Consider the following 16537-nt stretch of genomic DNA (forward strand, 5'->3'; position numbering starts at 1 on the left):
GGCCGCCTCAGGCGCGGGAGGCGCCGACGGTCAGTTCCGGCTTGTGGTTGAGCGTCTGGAACACGACGCAGTAGCGCTCGGTGAGCTTGAGCAGCTGGTCGAGCTTCTCCTGCGGGGCGTCGGTGTCGAGGTCGAAACGGAGGCGGATCGCCCGGAATCCGACCGGGGCCTCCTTGTCGACGCCGAGCGTACCGCGGAAATCGAGGTCGCCCTCGGCGCTGACGGTGCCGGCCCGCAGCGGGATCTCGAGGGCGGTGGCGACCGCCTTTACGGTCACGCCCGCACAGGCCACGAGGGCCTCGAGCAGCATGTCGCCCGAGCACAGTTCGGCGCCCGAGCCGCCGGTCGCCGGATGCAGGCCCGCCACGGCCAGCGCCCGACCGGTCTCCACCTTGCAGGCGATGCTGGTGTCGTCGAGGGCGCCGCGCGCCTTGAGGGTGATGACCGCGGAATCCGGGTTCTCGCGGTACTGGCCCTTCAGCGGGGCCTGGAGAGCGCGCAGGGCGTTGGCGTCCATGGGGTTCCTCCGATCGTTCTTGGCGTTCTGATCGCGGCGATGACGCTGCCGCTTAACGGGTTTTGCGCCCGTGCGACAGTCGCGCGACGGCTCAGAACGAGCTGCCGCCGGCCAGTTCCGGCGCGCGCGAGGCTTCGCGCGGGCGCAGCGACCGGTCGAGCGCACCGAGGATCTTCCGGGTGGCGGCCTCGCTCGTCGGGGCGGCCGGGTCGCGCGGGCGGCGCAGGTCGAGGGCGATGCTCTCGTCGAGCCGGCCCGGTTTCGGTCGCATCACGATGGCCCGGTCGGCCAACGCCACCGCCTCCGCCACGTCGTGGGTGACGATCAGGACCGTCGGTCGCACCTCCTCCCACAGGGCGAGGAGGTGACGGTGCAGATCCTTGCGGGTGAAGGCGTCGAGGGCCGAGAACGGCTCGTCGAGGAGCAGCACACGGGGATTGGCCACGAAGGCGCGGGCGATGGAGACCCGCTGCTGCTGGCCGCCGGACAATTCCCGCGGCCAGCGCTTGGCATGCTCGGCAAGGCCGACCCGTTCGAGGGCGTGGGCGACCCGCTCCGCCCGCTCGCGGCGGGGCAGGTCGCCGATGCCGAAACCGACATTGCCGGCCACGTCGAGCCAGGGCAGCAGGCGCGGCTCCTGGAAGACGAGGCCGACGCCGGGATGGGGGCCGGTGATCGGCTCGCCGTCGAGCGCGATCGATCCGGTGCTCGGCCGATCGAGGCCGGCGACGAGGCGCAGCAACGTCGTCTTGCCGCAGCCGGAGCCGCCGATGAGGGCGACGATCTCGGCATTGGGCACGGCGAGATCGATCCCGGCGAGGGCGCGGGTGCCGTCGGCATAGGTCTTGGAGAGGCTTTGGAGGCTCAGCATCGGGTCCTCACAGCGTCTCCCGCGCGGTGTCCTGCCAGCGCACCAGCGGGGTGGTGAGCGCCACGAGGGCCGTGTCGGCGAGCTTGCCGACGATGGCGAAGCAGATGATCGCCGCCAGGATCTGGTCGGGCTTGCTGAATTGCTGGCCGTCGACCAGCAGGTAGCCGAGACCCTCGGAGGCGCCCATCAGTTCGGCGGCGACCACGAACAGGAAGCCGAGACCGAGCCCGGTGCGCAGGGCCGTGAGCGTGGCGGGCAGGACGGCGGGCAGGAGGATGCGCCGGGCGAGGGCGAGCTTCGACAGGCGGAAGATGCGCCCGACCTCGATCAGCTTGCGATCGACCGAGGCGATGGCGCCGGCGACGCCGACATAGACGGGAAAGAAGACCCCGACGGCGATCAGCGCCACCTTCGGCGTCTCCAGGATGCCGAACCAGAGGATGAACAGCGGCACCCAGGCGAGCGAGGGCACGGCGCGCAGGGCCTGAAGGCTGGGATCGACCAGCCACCGCAGGGCCGGCAGGGTCGCGGTCAGCGTACCGATCAGGATGCCGGCACCGGCGCCGAACGCGAAGCCGAGCCCGACGCGGATCAGCGTCGCCTCGACATGCATCCAGAGTTCGCAGGAGGCCGCGAGCGACCAGAGAGCGGCGCCGATCCGGCTCGGCGGCGGCAGCAGGCGCCCGGTCGCGAGGCCGCTCGCCACGGCGATCTCCCAGGCACCGGCCAGGATCACGGGCAGCAGCAGGCCGAGCGCGGCGCGCCCTCCCCCGCCCAAGAGGGCGGCGCGACGGGGCGATGCCGTATCGGCCGGGGCGGTGTCGGGCAGGACGGTGGAACCGCTCATGGGAGTCTGTCGGGGCGGACGAACATCGGGGCGGCCTATAGCATCGACAGCGCGCCGCGAAACGACTCAGCGCCGCGCGTCGGTTGCCATGCGCAGGGCGAGGCCCGCCAGCACGGTTCCGAGAAGCCAGCGCTGCGCCAGGAGCCAGAGCGGGCGTCCGGCGAGGAAGGCGGCGACGCTGCCGGCGGCCAGCACGATCCCGGCATTGACCGCGAGGCTCACCGCGATCTGTGCCGCCCCGAGCGCCAGGGACTGGACCAGCACCCCTCCCCGCTCCGGCTCGAGGAATTGGGGCAGCAGCGAGAGATACATCACTGCGATCTTCGGGTTCAGCAGATTGGTCAGGAACCCCATGGCGAACAGCCGGCCCGGCCCGTCGGGACTCAGCCGGCGCGGCGCGAAGGGCGAGGTTCCGCCCGGCCGTACCGCCTGCCACGCGAGGAACAGCAGGTAGGCGGCGCCGGCGAAGCGCAGCGCGTCGTAGGCCAAGGGCACCGCGACGAGGAGCGCGGTGATGCCGAGGGCGGCGCAGAGGAGGTAGACGAGGAAACCCGCCAGCACGCCGAGCAGGGAGACGAGCCCGGCCGCACGCCCCTGAACGAGCGTGCGCGAGACGAGATAGACCATGTTCGGGCCCGGCGTCAGCACCATCCCGAGCGCGATCAGGGCGAAGGCGGTTAGGTGGGTGAGGTCGGGCATCGCTTCAGCGCCCCGGGGCGGGATTGAACTGCGGGTCGATCAGCGCATCGACCGCGGCCGTCACATCGATGCCGGCCGGAACGACGCCGGCCTGCTGCAGGGCGAGGCCCGCCGCCTTGATGCTCTCCGCCTGGGCCGGACCGACCGCGGGCTGGCTCAGGTCGGTGCGCTCGATCTGCTTCGCGATGACGGCATCGGGAAGCTTCGTGGCGTTGACGAGCGCGCTCTTGAGGGCGTCGGGATTGGCCAGGGCGAAGGTGCGGGCCTGCTCGTAGGCGGCGATCACTGTCTTCACCAGATCGGGATGCTCCTTGAGGAAGTCCTCGCGCACGTCGAGCACGCCCCAGGTGTTGGCGGCGGCATCGCGATGGAACAGTACGGCGCCGCCCTCGATCTCGGAGGCCGCCATCATCGGGTCGAGGCCCGCCCAGGCATCGACATCGCCGCGCTCCAGCGCCGTACGTCCGTCGGCGTGCTGGAGCAGGACGAGCTTGGCGTCCTTCTCGGTGAGGCCGGCGCCCTGGAGCGCACGGATCAGGAAGATGTGCGGGTCGGTTCCGCGGGTGACGGCGACGCGCTTGCCCTTGAGGTCGGCGGGCTTGGCGATGCCCGTGTCCTTGCGGGTCACGAGGGCGGTCCATTCCGGCCGGGAGAAGGCGTAGACCAACTTGATCGGATTGCCGTTGATGCGCGCCAGTAGGGCCGCCGCTCCCGCCGAGGACCCGATATCGATGGCCCCTCCGTTGAGGAATTCGAGTGCCTTGTTGGAGCCGAGCGACTGGGTCCAGCGCACCTTGATGCCACGGGGCTTCAGGGCTTCCTCGAGGAAGCCCTTCTCCTTCAGGACGAGGCTGACCGGGTTGTAGGTCGCCCAATCGAGGCGGATTTCGGCCGGATCCGCCGCTTGCGCCGCCGGAACCGCCAGCGTCCCTGCGAGCGCGCCGGAGAGGACGGACAGAAGCGCGGACAGAAGGGTGCGGCGGTGCATCATGCGGCTCTCTCCATGCGAGGGCGGGCGCGGTGTCGCAAGCGCCTTATCCTGCATGGCTAGAACACGACCGTTCGTTTCGTCAAACAAAAATCCGCGAAACAGAACGGTTGAGTTGCGCATAACCCAGCGCTGCCCAAGCCGACGTAACATGCTAACGGATCGGCCATGTTCGATCCTGTGATTGTTCTGGAAAAGGTCGTCGACGGCCTCGATCGCGACGCGCGCGAGCCGACCAAGCTGCGCAGTCTTCTCGTGCCCGAGCTGAAGAAGGTGCTGGAGGCGGGCCACAAGGACGCCGAGCGCCTTCTCCTGAAGGAGCGCGACGGCCTTGCCTGCGCCAAACGCATCAGCCGGCTCACCGATGCCGTCGTGCGGGCGATCTACGACGCGGTGGTCTGGCGGCTCTACCCGAACGACAACCCCTCCACCGGGGAGCAGCTCGCGGTGGTGGCGACCGGCGGCTACGGCCGGGGCACGATGGCGCCGGGCTCGGACATCGATCTCCTGTTCCTGCTGCCCTACAAGCAGACGGCCTGGTCGGAGAGCGTCGTCGAGGCGATGCTCTACGTTCTCTGGGACCTCAAGCTCAAGGTCGGCCACGCCACCCGCTCGGTGGAGGAATGCCTGCGCGAAGGCCGCGCCGACATGACGATCCGCACCGCGCTCCTCGAATCGCGTTTCCTGTTCGGTTCGCGCGCCCTGTTCGAGGAGCTCGTGACGCGATTCGATTCCGAGCTGGTGATCGGCACGGCCCCCGAATTCGTCGATGCCAAGCTGCGCGAGCGCGACGGGCGGGTCAGCAAGGCGGGCGCCTCGCGCTACCTCGTCGAGCCCAACGTCAAGGACGGCAAGGGGGGCTTGCGCGACCTCAACACGCTGTTCTGGATCGCGAAATACACCTACCGGGTCCGCGACCCGATGGAACTCGTCCATGCCCGCTTGTTCACGCCGGACGAGTACCGCCTGTTCGAGCGCTGCGAGGAGTTCCTGTGGCGGGTGCGCTGCCACATGCACTTCGTGACCGGGCGCCCCGAAGAGCGTCTCTCCTTCGGGCTCCAGCCGAAGATCGCCGAACGCTTCGGCTACGGCGCCCGCGGCGGCCTGTCGGGCGTCGAGCGCTTCATGAAGGCCTATTTCCTGATCGCGAAGGATGTCGGTGACCTGACCGCCATCGTCTGCGCCGAACTGGAGGCGCGCCACGCCAAGCGCACGCCGGTCCTCGACCGCTGGATCGGCCGCTTCCGCGACCGCTTCCGCGCCACCGCGATGGAGGCGGAGGATTTCTGGATCGACAACGGGCGGGTCAACCTGCGCGGCGAGGACGCGTTCGAGCGCGATCCGGTCAATCTGATCCGGTTGTTCTGGCTGGCCGACCGGCACAACCTGCCGATCCACCCCGACGCGACCCGCCTCGCCAGCCGCTCGCTGCGGCTGCTCACCCACGCGGTGCGGACCGATGCGGAAGCGAACCGCCTGTTCCTCGACATCCTCACCTCGAAGAACGCCCCCGAGACGATCCTGCGCCTGATGAACGAGGCCGGCGTGCTCGGCCGGTTCATCCCGGATTTCGGGCGCATCGTGGCGATGATGCAATTCAACATGTACCACCACTACACGGTGGACGAGCATCTGCTGCGCTCCCTCGGCGTGCTGGCGGCGATCGATTCCGGCCGGGTGCGGGAGGAGCATCCGCTCGCCACGCGCCTGATCGACACGATCCACAACCGGCGCGCCCTCTACGTGGCGATCCTGCTGCACGACATCGCCAAGGGTCGTCCGGAGGATCACTCGATCGCGGGGGCGGCCATCGCCCGCAAGCTCGGGCCGCGCTTCGGCCTCTCCCAGGCGGAGACCGAGACGGTGGCGTGGCTCGTCGAGCACCACCTGCTCATGTCGATGACGGCGCAGAGCCGCGACCTGTCGGATCACAAGACCATCGAGAAATTCGCGAGCGTCGTGCAGAGCCTGGAGCGGCTGAAGCTGCTGGCGATCCTGACGGTCGCCGACATCAAGGCGGTCGGCCCCGGCGTCTGGACCGCGTGGAAGGGGACGCTGCTACGCACCCTCTACGACGAGACCGAAGTCGTGCTCTCCGGCGGCCATTCCGAGATCGCCCGCACCGACCGGGTGCGGCTGATCCAGATGGGCCTGCGCGAGCAGCTCGCCGATTGGAGCGCGGAGACCTTCGACGCCTACGCCGCCCGCCACGGTCAGGCCTACTGGCTCAAGGTCGACGGGACGCGCCAGTACAAGAACGCCCGCTTCCTGCGCACCATCGTCGAGGAGGGCCGCACCAGCGCCACCACCTACGAGACCGATCCGGTGCGCGGCGTGACCGAGTTGACGGTCTACTCGCCCGACCATCCGCGTCTGCTCGCCATCATCACCGGGGCCTGCGCCACGAGCGGCGGCAACATCGTCGACGCGCAGATCTTCACCACGTCCGACGGCTTCGCCCTCGATTCGATCTTCATCTCGCGTGCCTTCGAGCGCGACGAGGACGAACTGCGCCGCGCCAAGCGCATCGCCACGGCGATCGAGCGGGCGCTGAAGGGCGAAATCAAGATCGCCGAACTGGTGGCCGACAAGCATCCGAAGGAGCCGCCCAAAACCTTCCTCGTGCCCCCCGACGTGTCAATCGACAACGCCCTGTCGAGCCGCGAGACCGTGGTCGAGATCACCGGCCTCGACCGGCCAGGCCTGCTCTACGAGCTGACGACCGCGCTGAACCGCCTGAGCCTGAATATCACCTCGGCCCATGTCGCGACCTTCGGCGAGCGCGCGGTCGACGTGTTCTACGTGACCGACCTCACGGGCACGCGCGTCATGCAGCCGGATCGCCTGGCGACGATCCGCGCGGCGGTGATGGAGGTGTTCGCCAGCGACGTCGCGGCGCTCCGGGCGGAGGGGCTCGACGCGCTCGTCGATTCACCGCCGCCCAGGGAGCAATAGGCCCTATCGCCTGAGCGTCACGGGTGATGCGCCGTATGGCCGGGCACGGAGGGCGCTTCGCGCAGCGGCTCAGCCGATTCGTCTGGCGGAGCCGAAGCGCGAGCTGGCGGAGGGGGGCGCCGGCGACTGGGCCGACAAAATTGCGGCGGTAGCGCCACGCTTGTCCGGGCTCGGTGCTGCTCCAAACTTGATTTCGGCATTTCGCCGAATGATATCAGCGCTCACCCCGACACGAGAGCGCAACCGATCGCACGATGATGGCTGACGACACGGAACATCAGAACCGGACGAACGGCGCCGAGGCGAGCCCGGAGACCGCGCAGGCCTCCGTCCAGACCGCGGGTGCCGACGCCGAGGCGCTGGCGGCGGCGATCGCCGAGCGCGACGAGTTCAAGGACCGGCTGCTGCGCACGCTGGCCGAAATGGAGAATCTGCGCCGCCGTACCGAGCGCGAGGTGACGGATGCCCGCACCTACGCGGTGACGAATTTCGCCCGCGACATGCTCAACGCCGCCGACAATATCCGCCGCGCACTGGAGAGCGTGCCGGCCGAGGCCCGCGCGAGCGCCGACGGCGCGTTCAAGGGCTTGATCGAGGGCATCGAGCTGACCGAGCGCGATCTCGCCAAGACCCTGGAACGCCACGGCGTGAAGGTGGTCGAGCCCCAAGGCCAACGCTTCGACCCGAATCGCCACCAGGCGATGTTCGAGGTGCCGAACGCCGAGGTCCCGAACGGCACCGTCGTTCAGGTCGTGCAGACCGGATACGTCATCGGCGACCGGACGTTGCGCCCGGCCCTTGTCGGTGTCTCGAAGGGCGGCCCCAAGCCCGAAGCCGGCAAGGACAAGCCCGCCGACGCGGCTTGAGGACAATCACATCGGGCGCGTCGTCGGGAGCGTGATCTCGAACGCCGCGCCCTCTCCACCGGCAGGGAGCAGCGCGATGGTGCCGCCATGGGCGCGCAGCATCGCGCGGACGATGCCGAGCCCCATGCCGGTGCCTCCGCTCTCCCGACGCGTGGTGAAGAACGCATCGAACACGCGGGCGCGGTTGTCCTCTGGAATGCCGTTGCCGTCATCCGACAGTCGGATCGACACGGCGCCCTCACCCGTCTGCACAGCGATACGGAGCTTCCGTGCTCCGTGTCGAACGGCGTTGTCGGCGAGGTGGGTAAACACAATCTCGGCATTTTCGGCCGAGATCGCGAGAGTGTGGTCCAATGCGGCGTCCACCTCCACGACGAGCCTCGGGAAGGCCCGTTGCAAGGCCGCGAGCACGGTTTCGAGAGGGGCCGAGCCGCGGATGTCCGGATTGTCGGCCCGAGCCAGTTCGCGCAGGCGTACGAGCAAAGCCGTCAGGCGGCCCGTATCCGACAGGATATTGTCGAGGAACCGGATCTGCTGAGACGCAGTCATGGCGTCTGCGGGGTTCTTCTGCGCGTCGCGCAACAGCTCGGCCGCGCCTTGAATTGCGGTTAGCGGTGTTTTCAGCTCGTGCGAAACATGCGCCGCGAAGGTGGCGATGTAGTCGGACCGTTCGTGCAACTGATGCGCCATCCGGTCCACGCCGAATGACAGCAGCGCGATCTCGCGTGTCCCGAAGGGACCGGGTTTTGCCAGGACGGCACGGTTGCCGCGGGCGATATCTTGGCTGCGCGCGACGAGAGCAAGTATCGGCCGGGTGATCGCCCGCGAGAATATGGCCGCAATGGCGATCACGGCAGCAAGGACCGCTGCGGCGGCGAGGGCCAGTTTGACGCGCTCGCCGTAGAGATGGCGTACCACGTTGCTGGGGGTGCGCGAGGCGTAGACCACGCCCGCCACCCGCTCACCGACGAGGATCGGCATGGCGGCGAACAGGCGTACGCGAGTGCCGCGACTGATCGATGTGAGCGCGGGCGGCGGCTCGTCGGAGACGCGCCGCCGGAGGACTGAAGTGAACCTGCCCTCGAGCGCCGCGGCAACCTCCGGCAAGCCGGCCAGCGAGCGCCCGATCTCGTTGCGCCCAGCAATCACGGTGCCGTCCCGGTCGGTGATCCGGAAACCCGCCAGCGTCACCGCCTGGGTCCGCTCCAGCACCGGCAGCAGCCCCGCGCCGACCGCCAGGAGGGCGGGATCAGGCGGGGTGGCCGGTTCGGTCGCGTCCGGGCGGCGATCAAGGATGTCGGCCACCGCGAGGTCGAGGCTCGGCTGGATCGGCCGGTACCGGTTGTCCACCGCTTCTGCCGGGGGCGGCGCGACGGTGCCGAGCAGCCCCTCGTGATCCGGTAGCGCCTCGATCGTGCGGGCCATCACCGCTGCGAGCGCGGCACTCTGTGCGATCAGTTCGGCCTCGGCCTCGCGGATCGGCCCGTTCTCGTAGAGCCGGATCAGGAAGAGGCCGAACAGCGGCAGAGCCGCGACGATACCCAGCACGCCGAGTACCACGAGGCCGAGGCTGGGGCGCCACTTGTCGCGCGGCATTCCCTGGCTCACGCGAGCGGCTCACAGGCGCTGAGCCGGAAGCCGATGCCGTGGACCGTCACGATACCCTCGCCGCATCCGGCTGCGGCGAGCTTCGCCCGGATGTTGCGCACGTGGCTGTCGATGGTCCGATCCGAGACGTGGACACGGCCGGAATAGGCCGCATCCATCAGCTGGTCGCGGCTCAGCACGAGGCCCGGCCGTGCGGCGAGCGCCGCCAACATCGCGAATTCGGTCGCTGTGAGCGCCAGCTCCTCCGCGCCGAAATGCGCCTCGTACCGCTTCAGGTCGAGGGTGAGGCCGCCATGAACCAGCACCGGATCGGGCGTGACCGGGAAACGCGGGGTACCCCGGCGCAGGATGATGCCGACCCGAGCCACCAGTTCGCGTGGGCTGAATGGTTTGGTGACGTAATCGTCCCCGCCGATCTCCAGCCCGAGCACCCGGTCAATCTCCTCGTCGCGCGCGGAGAGGAACAGGATCGGTACCTCCGACGTCCGGCGGACTTGCCGGCACAGCTCCAGCCCGTCCATGCTCGGCATCCCGACATCGAGGACAATCAGGCGCGGCGGCTGCGCCGCGATCCGGGCGAGCGCCTCGTGTCCGTCACGGGCGATGGCCGTGGCGTAACCGGCCTTGGTGAGCGCGAAGCAGATCACGTCGCGGATATGCGGGTCGTCATCGACGACGAGGATCGGGCCGGCCATGGTTCGGCCCTACCGGATGTCCGGCGCCTTGAACATCGGGCTCACGTCGACGGGCGCGAAGGGCCGGCGCTCCAGATAATGCCGCAACCTTTGCACGCGAAAGCTCCATCCGCGCCAATTGCCGCCCCGACGAGCATGCTCGACCTGAGCGGCACGCCACTGCGCGGCGATCGTCAGATTCTGGCCGAAGGCGTGAGGCAGGTAACGGTCGACCGCTCGGACTGCATTCGGCCCGAGGCTCATGGCGTACGGGAGATCGAAGGCTTCGCCCGTGCCGCCGAGTTCGCGGCTCTGCGCGATGTTGAAATCACTCACCAGCGCGGAAAAGTTGGCGAAGGCGCAGCCATAGAGGACGACGAGGAGCACGAGGCCGTTCGCGGCCACGAGCCAGCGATTCGAGCGCCGTAGCGCAATGCGGGCGACGATGAGCAGCAGGCCTACTGCCACGAGGCCCATCCAGACGAAGGCTGCGGCGCGCACCAGCGTCATCGAATAGACCGCGACGTAGAGGTCGAGCCGCAAGGCTGCCGAGACCACGAGCAGGACATTCTGGGCGATCCAGAGATAGACGAGTCGGCGGATCTTCGGAGAATGCTCCCCGGCCCCGCCGGGGCTCATCGCGATCAGGACGAAGGCGGCGGCGAGGAGGGCGGTAGCGACCAGCGGATAGGCGCCGCGATGGGCATAAGCCGCGTAGGTAAGTCCCTCGGGAAGACTGAGGCCGCCCCAGAGATAGAGGATGTCGAGCCCGCTCTGTACGGCGAAGAGCAGATTGAACAGCACGAGGCAGCGCCGGACGATGGTCGGGTCGCGGGCAACCTGTGGCGCCGTTTGGAGCTTGGCCGGAGCTTTGCGGGCGCGGTGGCGCAGGCGTAATGCCACGAAGGGCCATGCCAGCGCCGCGAGGAAAGTCCAGGCGAAGACCCGTCCGAGGGCGACGTTCGGATATAGCGACAAGCTCGGGATGCGTTTGAGCCACGCATCGATCAGCGGGTTGGCCGAGACGAACAAGGCGGCGAAGAGACCGGTGAGGACGACAGGCAGGATCCAGCCCACGACCGCCCCGACGCGCCAGCGCCGAACCGCGCCGACGGAATTGGTCAAGCCGACGGCGGCATCGAAGACGATCTGGAACGGGCCGGCGATCAGCATGCATCGCATGGCGTTCAGCGTTGCGCCCCAGCCCGGCGCCAACCCGCCGGTGACGATGACGGCGAAGGCCAGGAGGCCGCCGATTCCAAACAGGATGGCGAGCCAACCGGTATCCTCGACAAGCGGCAGCAGGCCGAGCACGAGCAGCGCGAGGGCCATGCCGAGACTGCGAGCGTCCCGCTGCACCGGATTTGCCAGCGGCACGGTGGCGGCCAGCGCAGCCAGGAACACTGCGACTGAAATCCCTAGCGAAGATCCGTAGAAGAGCTGATCGCCGAGGGCCACCAGGGCGGGCAGAAACAGCCATCGTGGTGGCCGATGGGTCAGTCGCGACGGAGAGACGGTGCGTAGAGCGAGCATCGGCGGGCAACCTCAAGGGCGGAGCCGTGCGCGTTCCCCTTGAGCGGTGCGCGGCTTCCGTCTGCTGAGATTGACCCGGCACTCGGCAGTAGCTTTGGAGCTCGTGCGCAGAGGTTCAGGCGTTTCGTGCAGAATTCGTGCAGGCGGGGCTTCAGACCCGCGTCGCGATCCACACCACGTGGCGCGGGCCGCTCGTGCCATTGGCGGGCATGCGCGTCTCCACGACGGCGAACCCCATCCGCTGCAGCCGGGCCTTGAACTTCCGGTCGGGCGTCCCGGACCAGACGCCGAGGATCCCGCCCGGTGTCAGGGCCCATTGCGCCCGCTTGAGACCCCAGGCGTCGTAGAGGCGGTCGTTCGCCCGCCGCATCAGGCCCTCGGGGCCGTTATCGACGTCGAGCAGGATCGCGTCCCAGGCCTCCGCGCCCGATTGCACGAGCCGGTTCACGTCGACCTCGCACAAAGTGACCCGCGGGTCGTCCAGGCAACCGCGGAAGATGTCGGCGAGGGGACCCCGGGCCCAGGCCGTCACCGCCGGCACGAGTTCGGCCACGACGATCCGGGCATCCGCCGGGAGCGTCCGCAGCGCCGCCCGCAACGTGAAGCCCATCCCCAGGCCGCCGATGAGCACCCGCGCGCCGGAGCGTCCCGTCAGGCGCGCGCAGGTCAGAGAGGCCAGGGCCTCTTCCGAATGGCCCCGGGTGCTGTTCATCAATTCCTTGCACTCGACGACGATCGAGAACTCGGCGCCGCGCTGCATCAGGTCGAGGCTTTTGCCGCCGCCGGGCACGTGCCCGGTGTCGAGATGGACCCAGGCGTTCATTGCTGCCCTTCGAACCTTGCGCTGGACGCAACCCCGACCGCGGCGGCCGCCGTTGCCCTGCACATCGAGCCGCGTCTATCAGCGCCGATGGCCAAGCGCATCAAGTCTCTGCCGCAGCAACGCGGCTTCGTGAGTTTCGACGTCGTCTTCGCTGACGGCTCGCGTGCCTCGAACCGGCGCGTCCCGATGGAAATCCTGGGCGGCCTCGACGGCGATCTGCCCGCCCGCGAGCTCATTGCCGAGCAGGAGGCGGAGATTGCCCAGAAGGCCGGACGCCCGCCGCGGGAGATCGAGAGCCTCACCCGCTCGCCGCCGCCGAGCCAGAAGCCCGCTGCCCTGGGCTGAGGCGGGCGCATGACGGGGCGCGGCGAAACGCGTCACCCCTCCGCCGCGATGCGAATCGCAATGGCCTGAGGTGCCGCCCGCTCCAACGGGAGGGCGAAGCGCCGTTCGGCCGCTTCCTCGCAGCCGAAATCGTGATCCACGAAGCCGAGCCGCGGATACAGATCGCGGACCATGCCGTTCTTCGGACTCGGCCGGTAGAGGCCGATGAGGCGGTCGACGCCCCGGTCGCGCGCCGCCGCGACCAGCACATCGCACATCGCCGCCTCGACGCCGCGGCCGATCACCCGGCAACTCATCAGCCAGGTCTCGACGATCAGATCCGTCCCGCTCCGTCGCCCGATGATCACGCCGATGATGCCGTTATCGGCGAGCCGGTCGATCAGCCGGAAGGACAAGGCCAGCGTATCGGGATCGGTCAGCAAGGCGGCTGCTTCGCCTTCATCGATGCGACGGGTCGTCAGGTTGAACTGATTGGTCTTGTTGATGAGCTGGACGATGCGGGGAAGATCCGCGGGCGTGAAGGGCCGCCACAGGAGGCGCATCTCGAGACCGGCGAGATAAGCCGGCAGATCGCTTCTCTGCGCCTCGACCTCTCGGCGCGCCGCGTAATGGCCGCTGCGCGCACGATCCTCCGATGTCACGCCGAGCGCCTCGAAATAGCCGGCCTGGGCGATGCGGTCGGCGTAGCCGCTCACGTCGGGCGGCAATTCGGGAACGGCGACCTCGGGAAGGGCCGTGCGCACCCGGTCACGCTCGTACGGGTTGTCGTCGACGAAGACGAGGGCGTCGAGGCCCAAGCCCAGCCGCTCGGCGACCCGGCGTAGATTGGCCGCCTTGTCGTCCCAGTTGGCCACGAAGGCGGCGATCTCGCCTGGCCGCAGCACCATCTCGGGATGGTGTTCGAATGCCTCCAGGGCGTTGGCCGCATCGTTCTTGGAGACGACCGCCAGCACGATGCCCCGCCGCGACAGATCGCGGGCATAGGTCTGGAACGCGGCGAAGGCTTCGCCCTCGGCGCTGCCCGGCCCGAGCACCAGATTCGCCGGACCATCGTCGCCGACGACGCCGCCCCAGACGGTGTTGTCGAGATCGAGCACCAGGGCCTTGCGTGAGAGGCCGCGCCGGGCCGCCAGCATCCGCGCGACGAGATCCCCGTAGAAGGGCGCCGCCGCCGGGGCGATCTCCTGCTTGGCGCGCAGCCACCAAACGGTCTCGTGCCACGCGGACAGGCCATGCCGCAGGATCGCGTTCTCCATGGCGAGCACGTCGACACCCTCCTCCGCGGCCATGCCGTGGAGGGCGGCGTTCAGGCGGGCGACGCAGGCCGCACGGGAGCCCGGCAATCTCGCCTCGCCCGATCCGAGCAGGAGCACCGGCGTCGGTAGGAGTGTCTGCTGGATCAGTCCGCAGCCGAAGCGCGCCCGCGCGGCGCGCCAGAGATGACGCCAATCCGCCAGCACCGCCTCGTCCGTCCGGCGGACATCGTCTGCCTCCTGCCCGATCGTGAACCCGGCGGTCGCGTGCGGCGTATCGAGAGCGAGCAGGATCTCGTCCGGGCGGAAGGCGTGAAGCCCTGAGGACGGATCGAGGATCTCTTGGCGATAGGCCCCGAAGGCCCCTTCATAGATCTCGATCCAGAGCCCGCGCCGAAGCCCGGCAACGCGGATCCCGGCCACGAGATGTGACACGGTGGCCGAGCCGAGGACCGCGAGCCGCAGCGGGGGGCGGGCCAAGCCCGGCGGCGCTTCGGAAAAGGCCGCGTCCAGGGCTCGGGCGAGAGCATTCGTGCGCACGGCGTTGAGGCGCGTGTTCGCGAGCGCGACGAAGCCGTCCCACGAGGGTATCTGGCGCAGGGTTGCCACGCGTTCCGCCCACGGGCCGGGATCGGGCAGCCAGTCGAGATCCGGCACGCCGTCAGGCTCCGGCCCGCTTGCGGGCGATCGTGTCCGCAAGATCGCCGACGCGGGCGAGGGCATCGACCTCCCGCGTGGTGAAGGTGATTCCGAACGCCTCTTCGGTGGCCATCAGGATTTCCACCATCCGACCCGAATCCCATCCGGCGACGTCGCGGGCGGTCATATCCGGCCGCAGGGTCATGGCCGAATCGTCGAAGACCTCACGAAAAATGTCGGTCAGGCGGGCATCGATTTCGTCCGAGGTCATGGTCGTTCCGGGTCCGCTCTCGGCGATCACCGCCGATGATGATGGTAAACGGTCTCGCCGGTCCTTATCAGGCCGCCGGGAGCCGCGGCACCTCATGTCGCTCTAACCGCGGATCATCAGCCGAGCTGCCAGCGGTGGGCGTGGGGCAGCATCGGGTTCGGGGTTTTCCTCGAAACGCCAGCCGGCGGACCAGAACGCTCCGGCGCCGGGACCGCGGGCGACGAGGCCGACCCGCAGCCGGCGATGATCATCCGGCAAGGTCGCGGTGACGTGGAGCTTCTGCCATTGGTCCCGAAGGCCGAGATCGGCCTCACGCGAGCGAAGGCGCCGGTCGCCGATCGCGGCAGAGATGGCCTCCCCGCGATAGGCGCGCGGAACCCAGACCCAGCAGGTCAGGGCATGGACCGCCTTACGGTCGAGCGGCTGCAGATCGACCAGGGGCCCGAACACGGTCTGCTCCGCGTCCGGATCCGGCCGGTGCCGTCGCGGGCGACCGCTGAAGCCGGACAGTAGGTTGATGGGCGGCCGGTGGCTCGCAGGCCGGTCAACCATCGGAAAGCCGTCGACGAGGGCGGCGGTTCGGCGGCACAGGTCGAGCCAGGGCGGGAGATCGACCGAGGCGACCTGATCGTAGGGCGCGAACCGTTCGACCCGCCCCTCGAGCCAGCCGCCCTCGTGACGGCGCAGGCGCGGTCCGCCCTCCCCCGCCCTCACCGACAGCAGCTCGCAGGACCCATGGCGGCGCACCGCCCGCAGCAATGCGGCAACCGCGTCGGGGCCCTCGTCCGCCCCGGCTTTGCGCAGGAGGATCTTCTCGCCGAGCCGGAGGTCTTCCAGGAAGCGCCGCTTCAGATAGGCGACCTTGCGGCTTTCCCGCTTCAGCACGGCGGCGGGATCGTCCGACCCGGCCGGATGACCGGTGTTGTACTCGAACACGTACCGATGGCTGCGACAGAACAAGTAATTCGAGGCGTGCGGATAGACAAACAGATCGTCGCCCTGGCCGTAAAGTTCGAAATCCGAGTCGAGCGCGTGGATCAGATCGTCGACCTTGGATGCGGAGAACCGGAGCAGGCCGAGATTCTCGACGCCGCAATACCGCTGGACGAGGCCGAATTCACAATTATCGCCGATGCTCTCGAACCGGCCGAGCAGCGCGTGGAGGGGGGGATGCAGTCCGGTTCGCATGTCGGTCCGGGCTTCGTCGTCCGCCCCTTAGGCGTATGCACCTTCGGCCATTCCGTCCGGGCTTGAGGTACTGGATAGGTGGAAGTGGGTGGGATAGTGCCGCAAGAGCGTATCGAGCGCTCGACCTCATCACCGAAACGGTTTCTGGCCGATCCTCTAGGGTCGTTTGCACGCCACGCGCAACCCGTTCCGCGCCGAAAGCGCTCACGCGACTGGAGCCGTGCGCCACTCGTACAGCCAAGGGATGATACTCAGCACCGAATTTCGGCTGACGATATGATCGCTCGTGCCGGAAGCGCCTCTAGAACTGCGCGCAGCCGGCGATCGCCCAACCATATCCTATCCCGTCCTTGTCGATGGAGGCTGCACCGGGCGCATCGACTCCCACCCGTCGCCTCCTGTCGCGCTTCACGTTCGCCTTCCCATGGGGGGCGGTCGACCTGAAGCTCTGTACCAACCC

General features: G+C 68.9%; 15 protein-coding genes. 3 read left to right on the forward strand and 12 right to left on the reverse strand.

Annotation, left to right across the window (positions count from 1 at the left end; genetic code table 11):
- Positions 1 to 7 precede the first annotated feature (7 nt).
- The 5 genes from OWC43_RS19045 to OWC43_RS19065 all read right to left on the reverse strand — a co-directional run bounded on the left by OWC43_RS19045 (position 8) and on the right by OWC43_RS19065 (position 3925).
- Positions 8 to 517: an OsmC family protein gene (locus OWC43_RS19045; RefSeq protein ID WP_393957835.1), complete on the reverse strand. Its 510-nt coding sequence runs from the start codon at positions 515 to 517 to the stop codon at positions 8 to 10.
- 91 nt (positions 518 to 608) lie between these two features.
- A complete protein-coding gene (locus OWC43_RS19050) occupies positions 609 to 1388 on the reverse strand; it encodes an ABC transporter ATP-binding protein (RefSeq protein WP_393957836.1) in 780 nt (259 codons plus the stop codon).
- Between the two features lie 7 nt (positions 1389 to 1395).
- A complete protein-coding gene (locus OWC43_RS19055) occupies positions 1396 to 2235 on the reverse strand; it encodes an ABC transporter permease (RefSeq protein ID WP_393957837.1) in 840 nt (279 codons plus the stop codon).
- Between the two features lie 66 nt (positions 2236 to 2301).
- Entirely contained in the window at positions 2302 to 2934 is a 633-nt protein-coding gene (locus OWC43_RS19060; RefSeq protein WP_393957838.1) for a LysE family translocator, read from the reverse strand.
- Between the two features lie 4 nt (positions 2935 to 2938).
- Complete coding sequence (locus OWC43_RS19065; RefSeq protein ID WP_393957839.1) at positions 2939 to 3925, reverse strand: aliphatic sulfonate ABC transporter substrate-binding protein; 987 nt, start codon at positions 3923 to 3925, stop codon at positions 2939 to 2941.
- A gap of 165 nt (positions 3926 to 4090) precedes the next feature.
- On the opposite strand from OWC43_RS19065, the gene OWC43_RS19070 reads away from it, so the two are divergent.
- The gene (locus OWC43_RS19070; RefSeq protein WP_137828072.1) at positions 4091 to 6877 is read left to right on the forward strand and encodes a [protein-PII] uridylyltransferase; all 2787 of its coding nucleotides are present in this window, start codon (positions 4091 to 4093) and stop codon (positions 6875 to 6877) included.
- Positions 6878 to 7131: 254 nt separating this feature from the next.
- Complete coding sequence (gene grpE, locus OWC43_RS19075) at positions 7132 to 7743, forward strand: nucleotide exchange factor GrpE (protein ID WP_238308560.1); 612 nt, start codon at positions 7132 to 7134, stop codon at positions 7741 to 7743.
- 6 nt (positions 7744 to 7749) lie between these two features.
- On the opposite strand, the gene OWC43_RS19080 is transcribed toward grpE, so the two are convergent.
- From OWC43_RS19080 to OWC43_RS19095, 4 genes are all read right to left on the reverse strand, one after another.
- Positions 7750 to 9168 (reverse strand): ATP-binding protein, encoded by a 1419-nt coding sequence (locus OWC43_RS19080; RefSeq protein WP_393957840.1) that lies wholly within the window; start codon positions 9166 to 9168, stop codon positions 7750 to 7752.
- 179 nt (positions 9169 to 9347) lie between these two features.
- Positions 9348 to 10046, reverse strand: coding sequence for a response regulator (locus tag OWC43_RS19085; protein WP_393957842.1), 699 nt, complete (start codon positions 10044 to 10046; stop codon positions 9348 to 9350).
- Positions 10047 to 10055: 9 nt separating this feature from the next.
- A complete protein-coding gene (locus tag OWC43_RS19090) occupies positions 10056 to 11429 on the reverse strand; it encodes a DUF4153 domain-containing protein (RefSeq protein WP_393957843.1) in 1374 nt (457 codons plus the stop codon).
- Between the two features lie 280 nt (positions 11430 to 11709).
- Positions 11710 to 12381, reverse strand: coding sequence for a spermidine synthase (locus OWC43_RS19095; protein WP_393957844.1), 672 nt, complete (start codon positions 12379 to 12381; stop codon positions 11710 to 11712).
- An 87-nt stretch (positions 12382 to 12468) separates the two neighbouring features.
- On the opposite strand from OWC43_RS19095, the gene OWC43_RS19100 reads away from it, so the two are divergent.
- Positions 12469 to 12726, forward strand: a complete 258-nt coding sequence (locus OWC43_RS19100; RefSeq protein ID WP_137828077.1) for a hypothetical protein — start codon at positions 12469 to 12471, stop codon at positions 12724 to 12726.
- A gap of 32 nt (positions 12727 to 12758) precedes the next feature.
- Here the strand turns inward: OWC43_RS19100 and OWC43_RS19105 are convergent, their stop codons facing one another.
- From OWC43_RS19105 to OWC43_RS19115, 3 genes are all read right to left on the reverse strand, one after another.
- Positions 12759 to 14636 carry an HAD-IIIC family phosphatase gene (locus OWC43_RS19105; RefSeq protein WP_393957845.1) on the reverse strand — a complete coding sequence of 626 codons (1878 nt, stop codon included), beginning with the start codon at positions 14634 to 14636 and terminating at the stop codon, positions 12759 to 12761.
- 4 nt (positions 14637 to 14640) lie between these two features.
- Entirely contained in the window at positions 14641 to 14889 is a 249-nt protein-coding gene (locus OWC43_RS19110) for an acyl carrier protein (RefSeq protein ID WP_393957846.1), read from the reverse strand.
- A gap of 102 nt (positions 14890 to 14991) precedes the next feature.
- On the reverse strand, positions 14992 to 16077 hold the full coding sequence (locus OWC43_RS19115) for a hypothetical protein (RefSeq protein WP_393957847.1): 1086 nt from the start codon (positions 16075 to 16077) through the stop codon (positions 14992 to 14994).
- Positions 16078 to 16537: the final 460 nt, after the last annotated feature.

Origin of the sequence: Methylorubrum sp. POS3 (assembly GCF_043352485.1) — a bacterium.
Classification (GTDB): domain Bacteria; phylum Pseudomonadota; class Alphaproteobacteria; order Rhizobiales; family Beijerinckiaceae; genus Methylobacterium; species Methylobacterium suomiense.

Bases quoted from the DNA above. Each gene is read 5' to 3' on its own strand.
- OWC43_RS19045 (WP_393957835.1), bottom strand. From the start codon at position 517: ATGGACGCCAACGCCCTGCGCGCTCTCCAGGCCCCGCTGAAGGGCCAG.
- OWC43_RS19050 (WP_393957836.1), bottom strand. From the start codon at position 1,388: ATGCTGAGCCTCCAAAGCCTCTCCAAGACCTATGCCGACGGCACCCGC.
- OWC43_RS19055 (WP_393957837.1), bottom strand. From the start codon at position 2,235: ATGAGCGGTTCCACCGTCCTGCCCGACACCGCCCCGGCCGATACGGCA.
- OWC43_RS19060 (WP_393957838.1), bottom strand. From the start codon at position 2,934: ATGCCCGACCTCACCCACCTAACCGCCTTCGCCCTGATCGCGCTCGGG.
- OWC43_RS19065 (WP_393957839.1), bottom strand. From the start codon at position 3,925: ATGATGCACCGCCGCACCCTTCTGTCCGCGCTTCTGTCCGTCCTCTCC.
- OWC43_RS19070 (WP_137828072.1), top strand. From the start codon at position 4,091: ATGTTCGATCCTGTGATTGTTCTGGAAAAGGTCGTCGACGGCCTCGAT.
- grpE (WP_238308560.1), top strand. From the start codon at position 7,132: ATGATGGCTGACGACACGGAACATCAGAACCGGACGAACGGCGCCGAG.
- OWC43_RS19080 (WP_393957840.1), bottom strand. From the start codon at position 9,168: ATGGCCCGCACGATCGAGGCGCTACCGGATCACGAGGGGCTGCTCGGC.
- OWC43_RS19085 (WP_393957842.1), bottom strand. From the start codon at position 10,046: ATGGCCGGCCCGATCCTCGTCGTCGATGACGACCCGCATATCCGCGAC.
- OWC43_RS19095 (WP_393957844.1), bottom strand. From the start codon at position 12,381: ATGAACGCCTGGGTCCATCTCGACACCGGGCACGTGCCCGGCGGCGGC.
- OWC43_RS19100 (WP_137828077.1), top strand. From the start codon at position 12,469: ATGGCCAAGCGCATCAAGTCTCTGCCGCAGCAACGCGGCTTCGTGAGT.
- OWC43_RS19110 (WP_393957846.1), bottom strand. From the start codon at position 14,889: ATGACCTCGGACGAAATCGATGCCCGCCTGACCGACATTTTTCGTGAG.
- OWC43_RS19115 (WP_393957847.1), bottom strand. From the start codon at position 16,077: ATGCGAACCGGACTGCATCCCCCCCTCCACGCGCTGCTCGGCCGGTTC.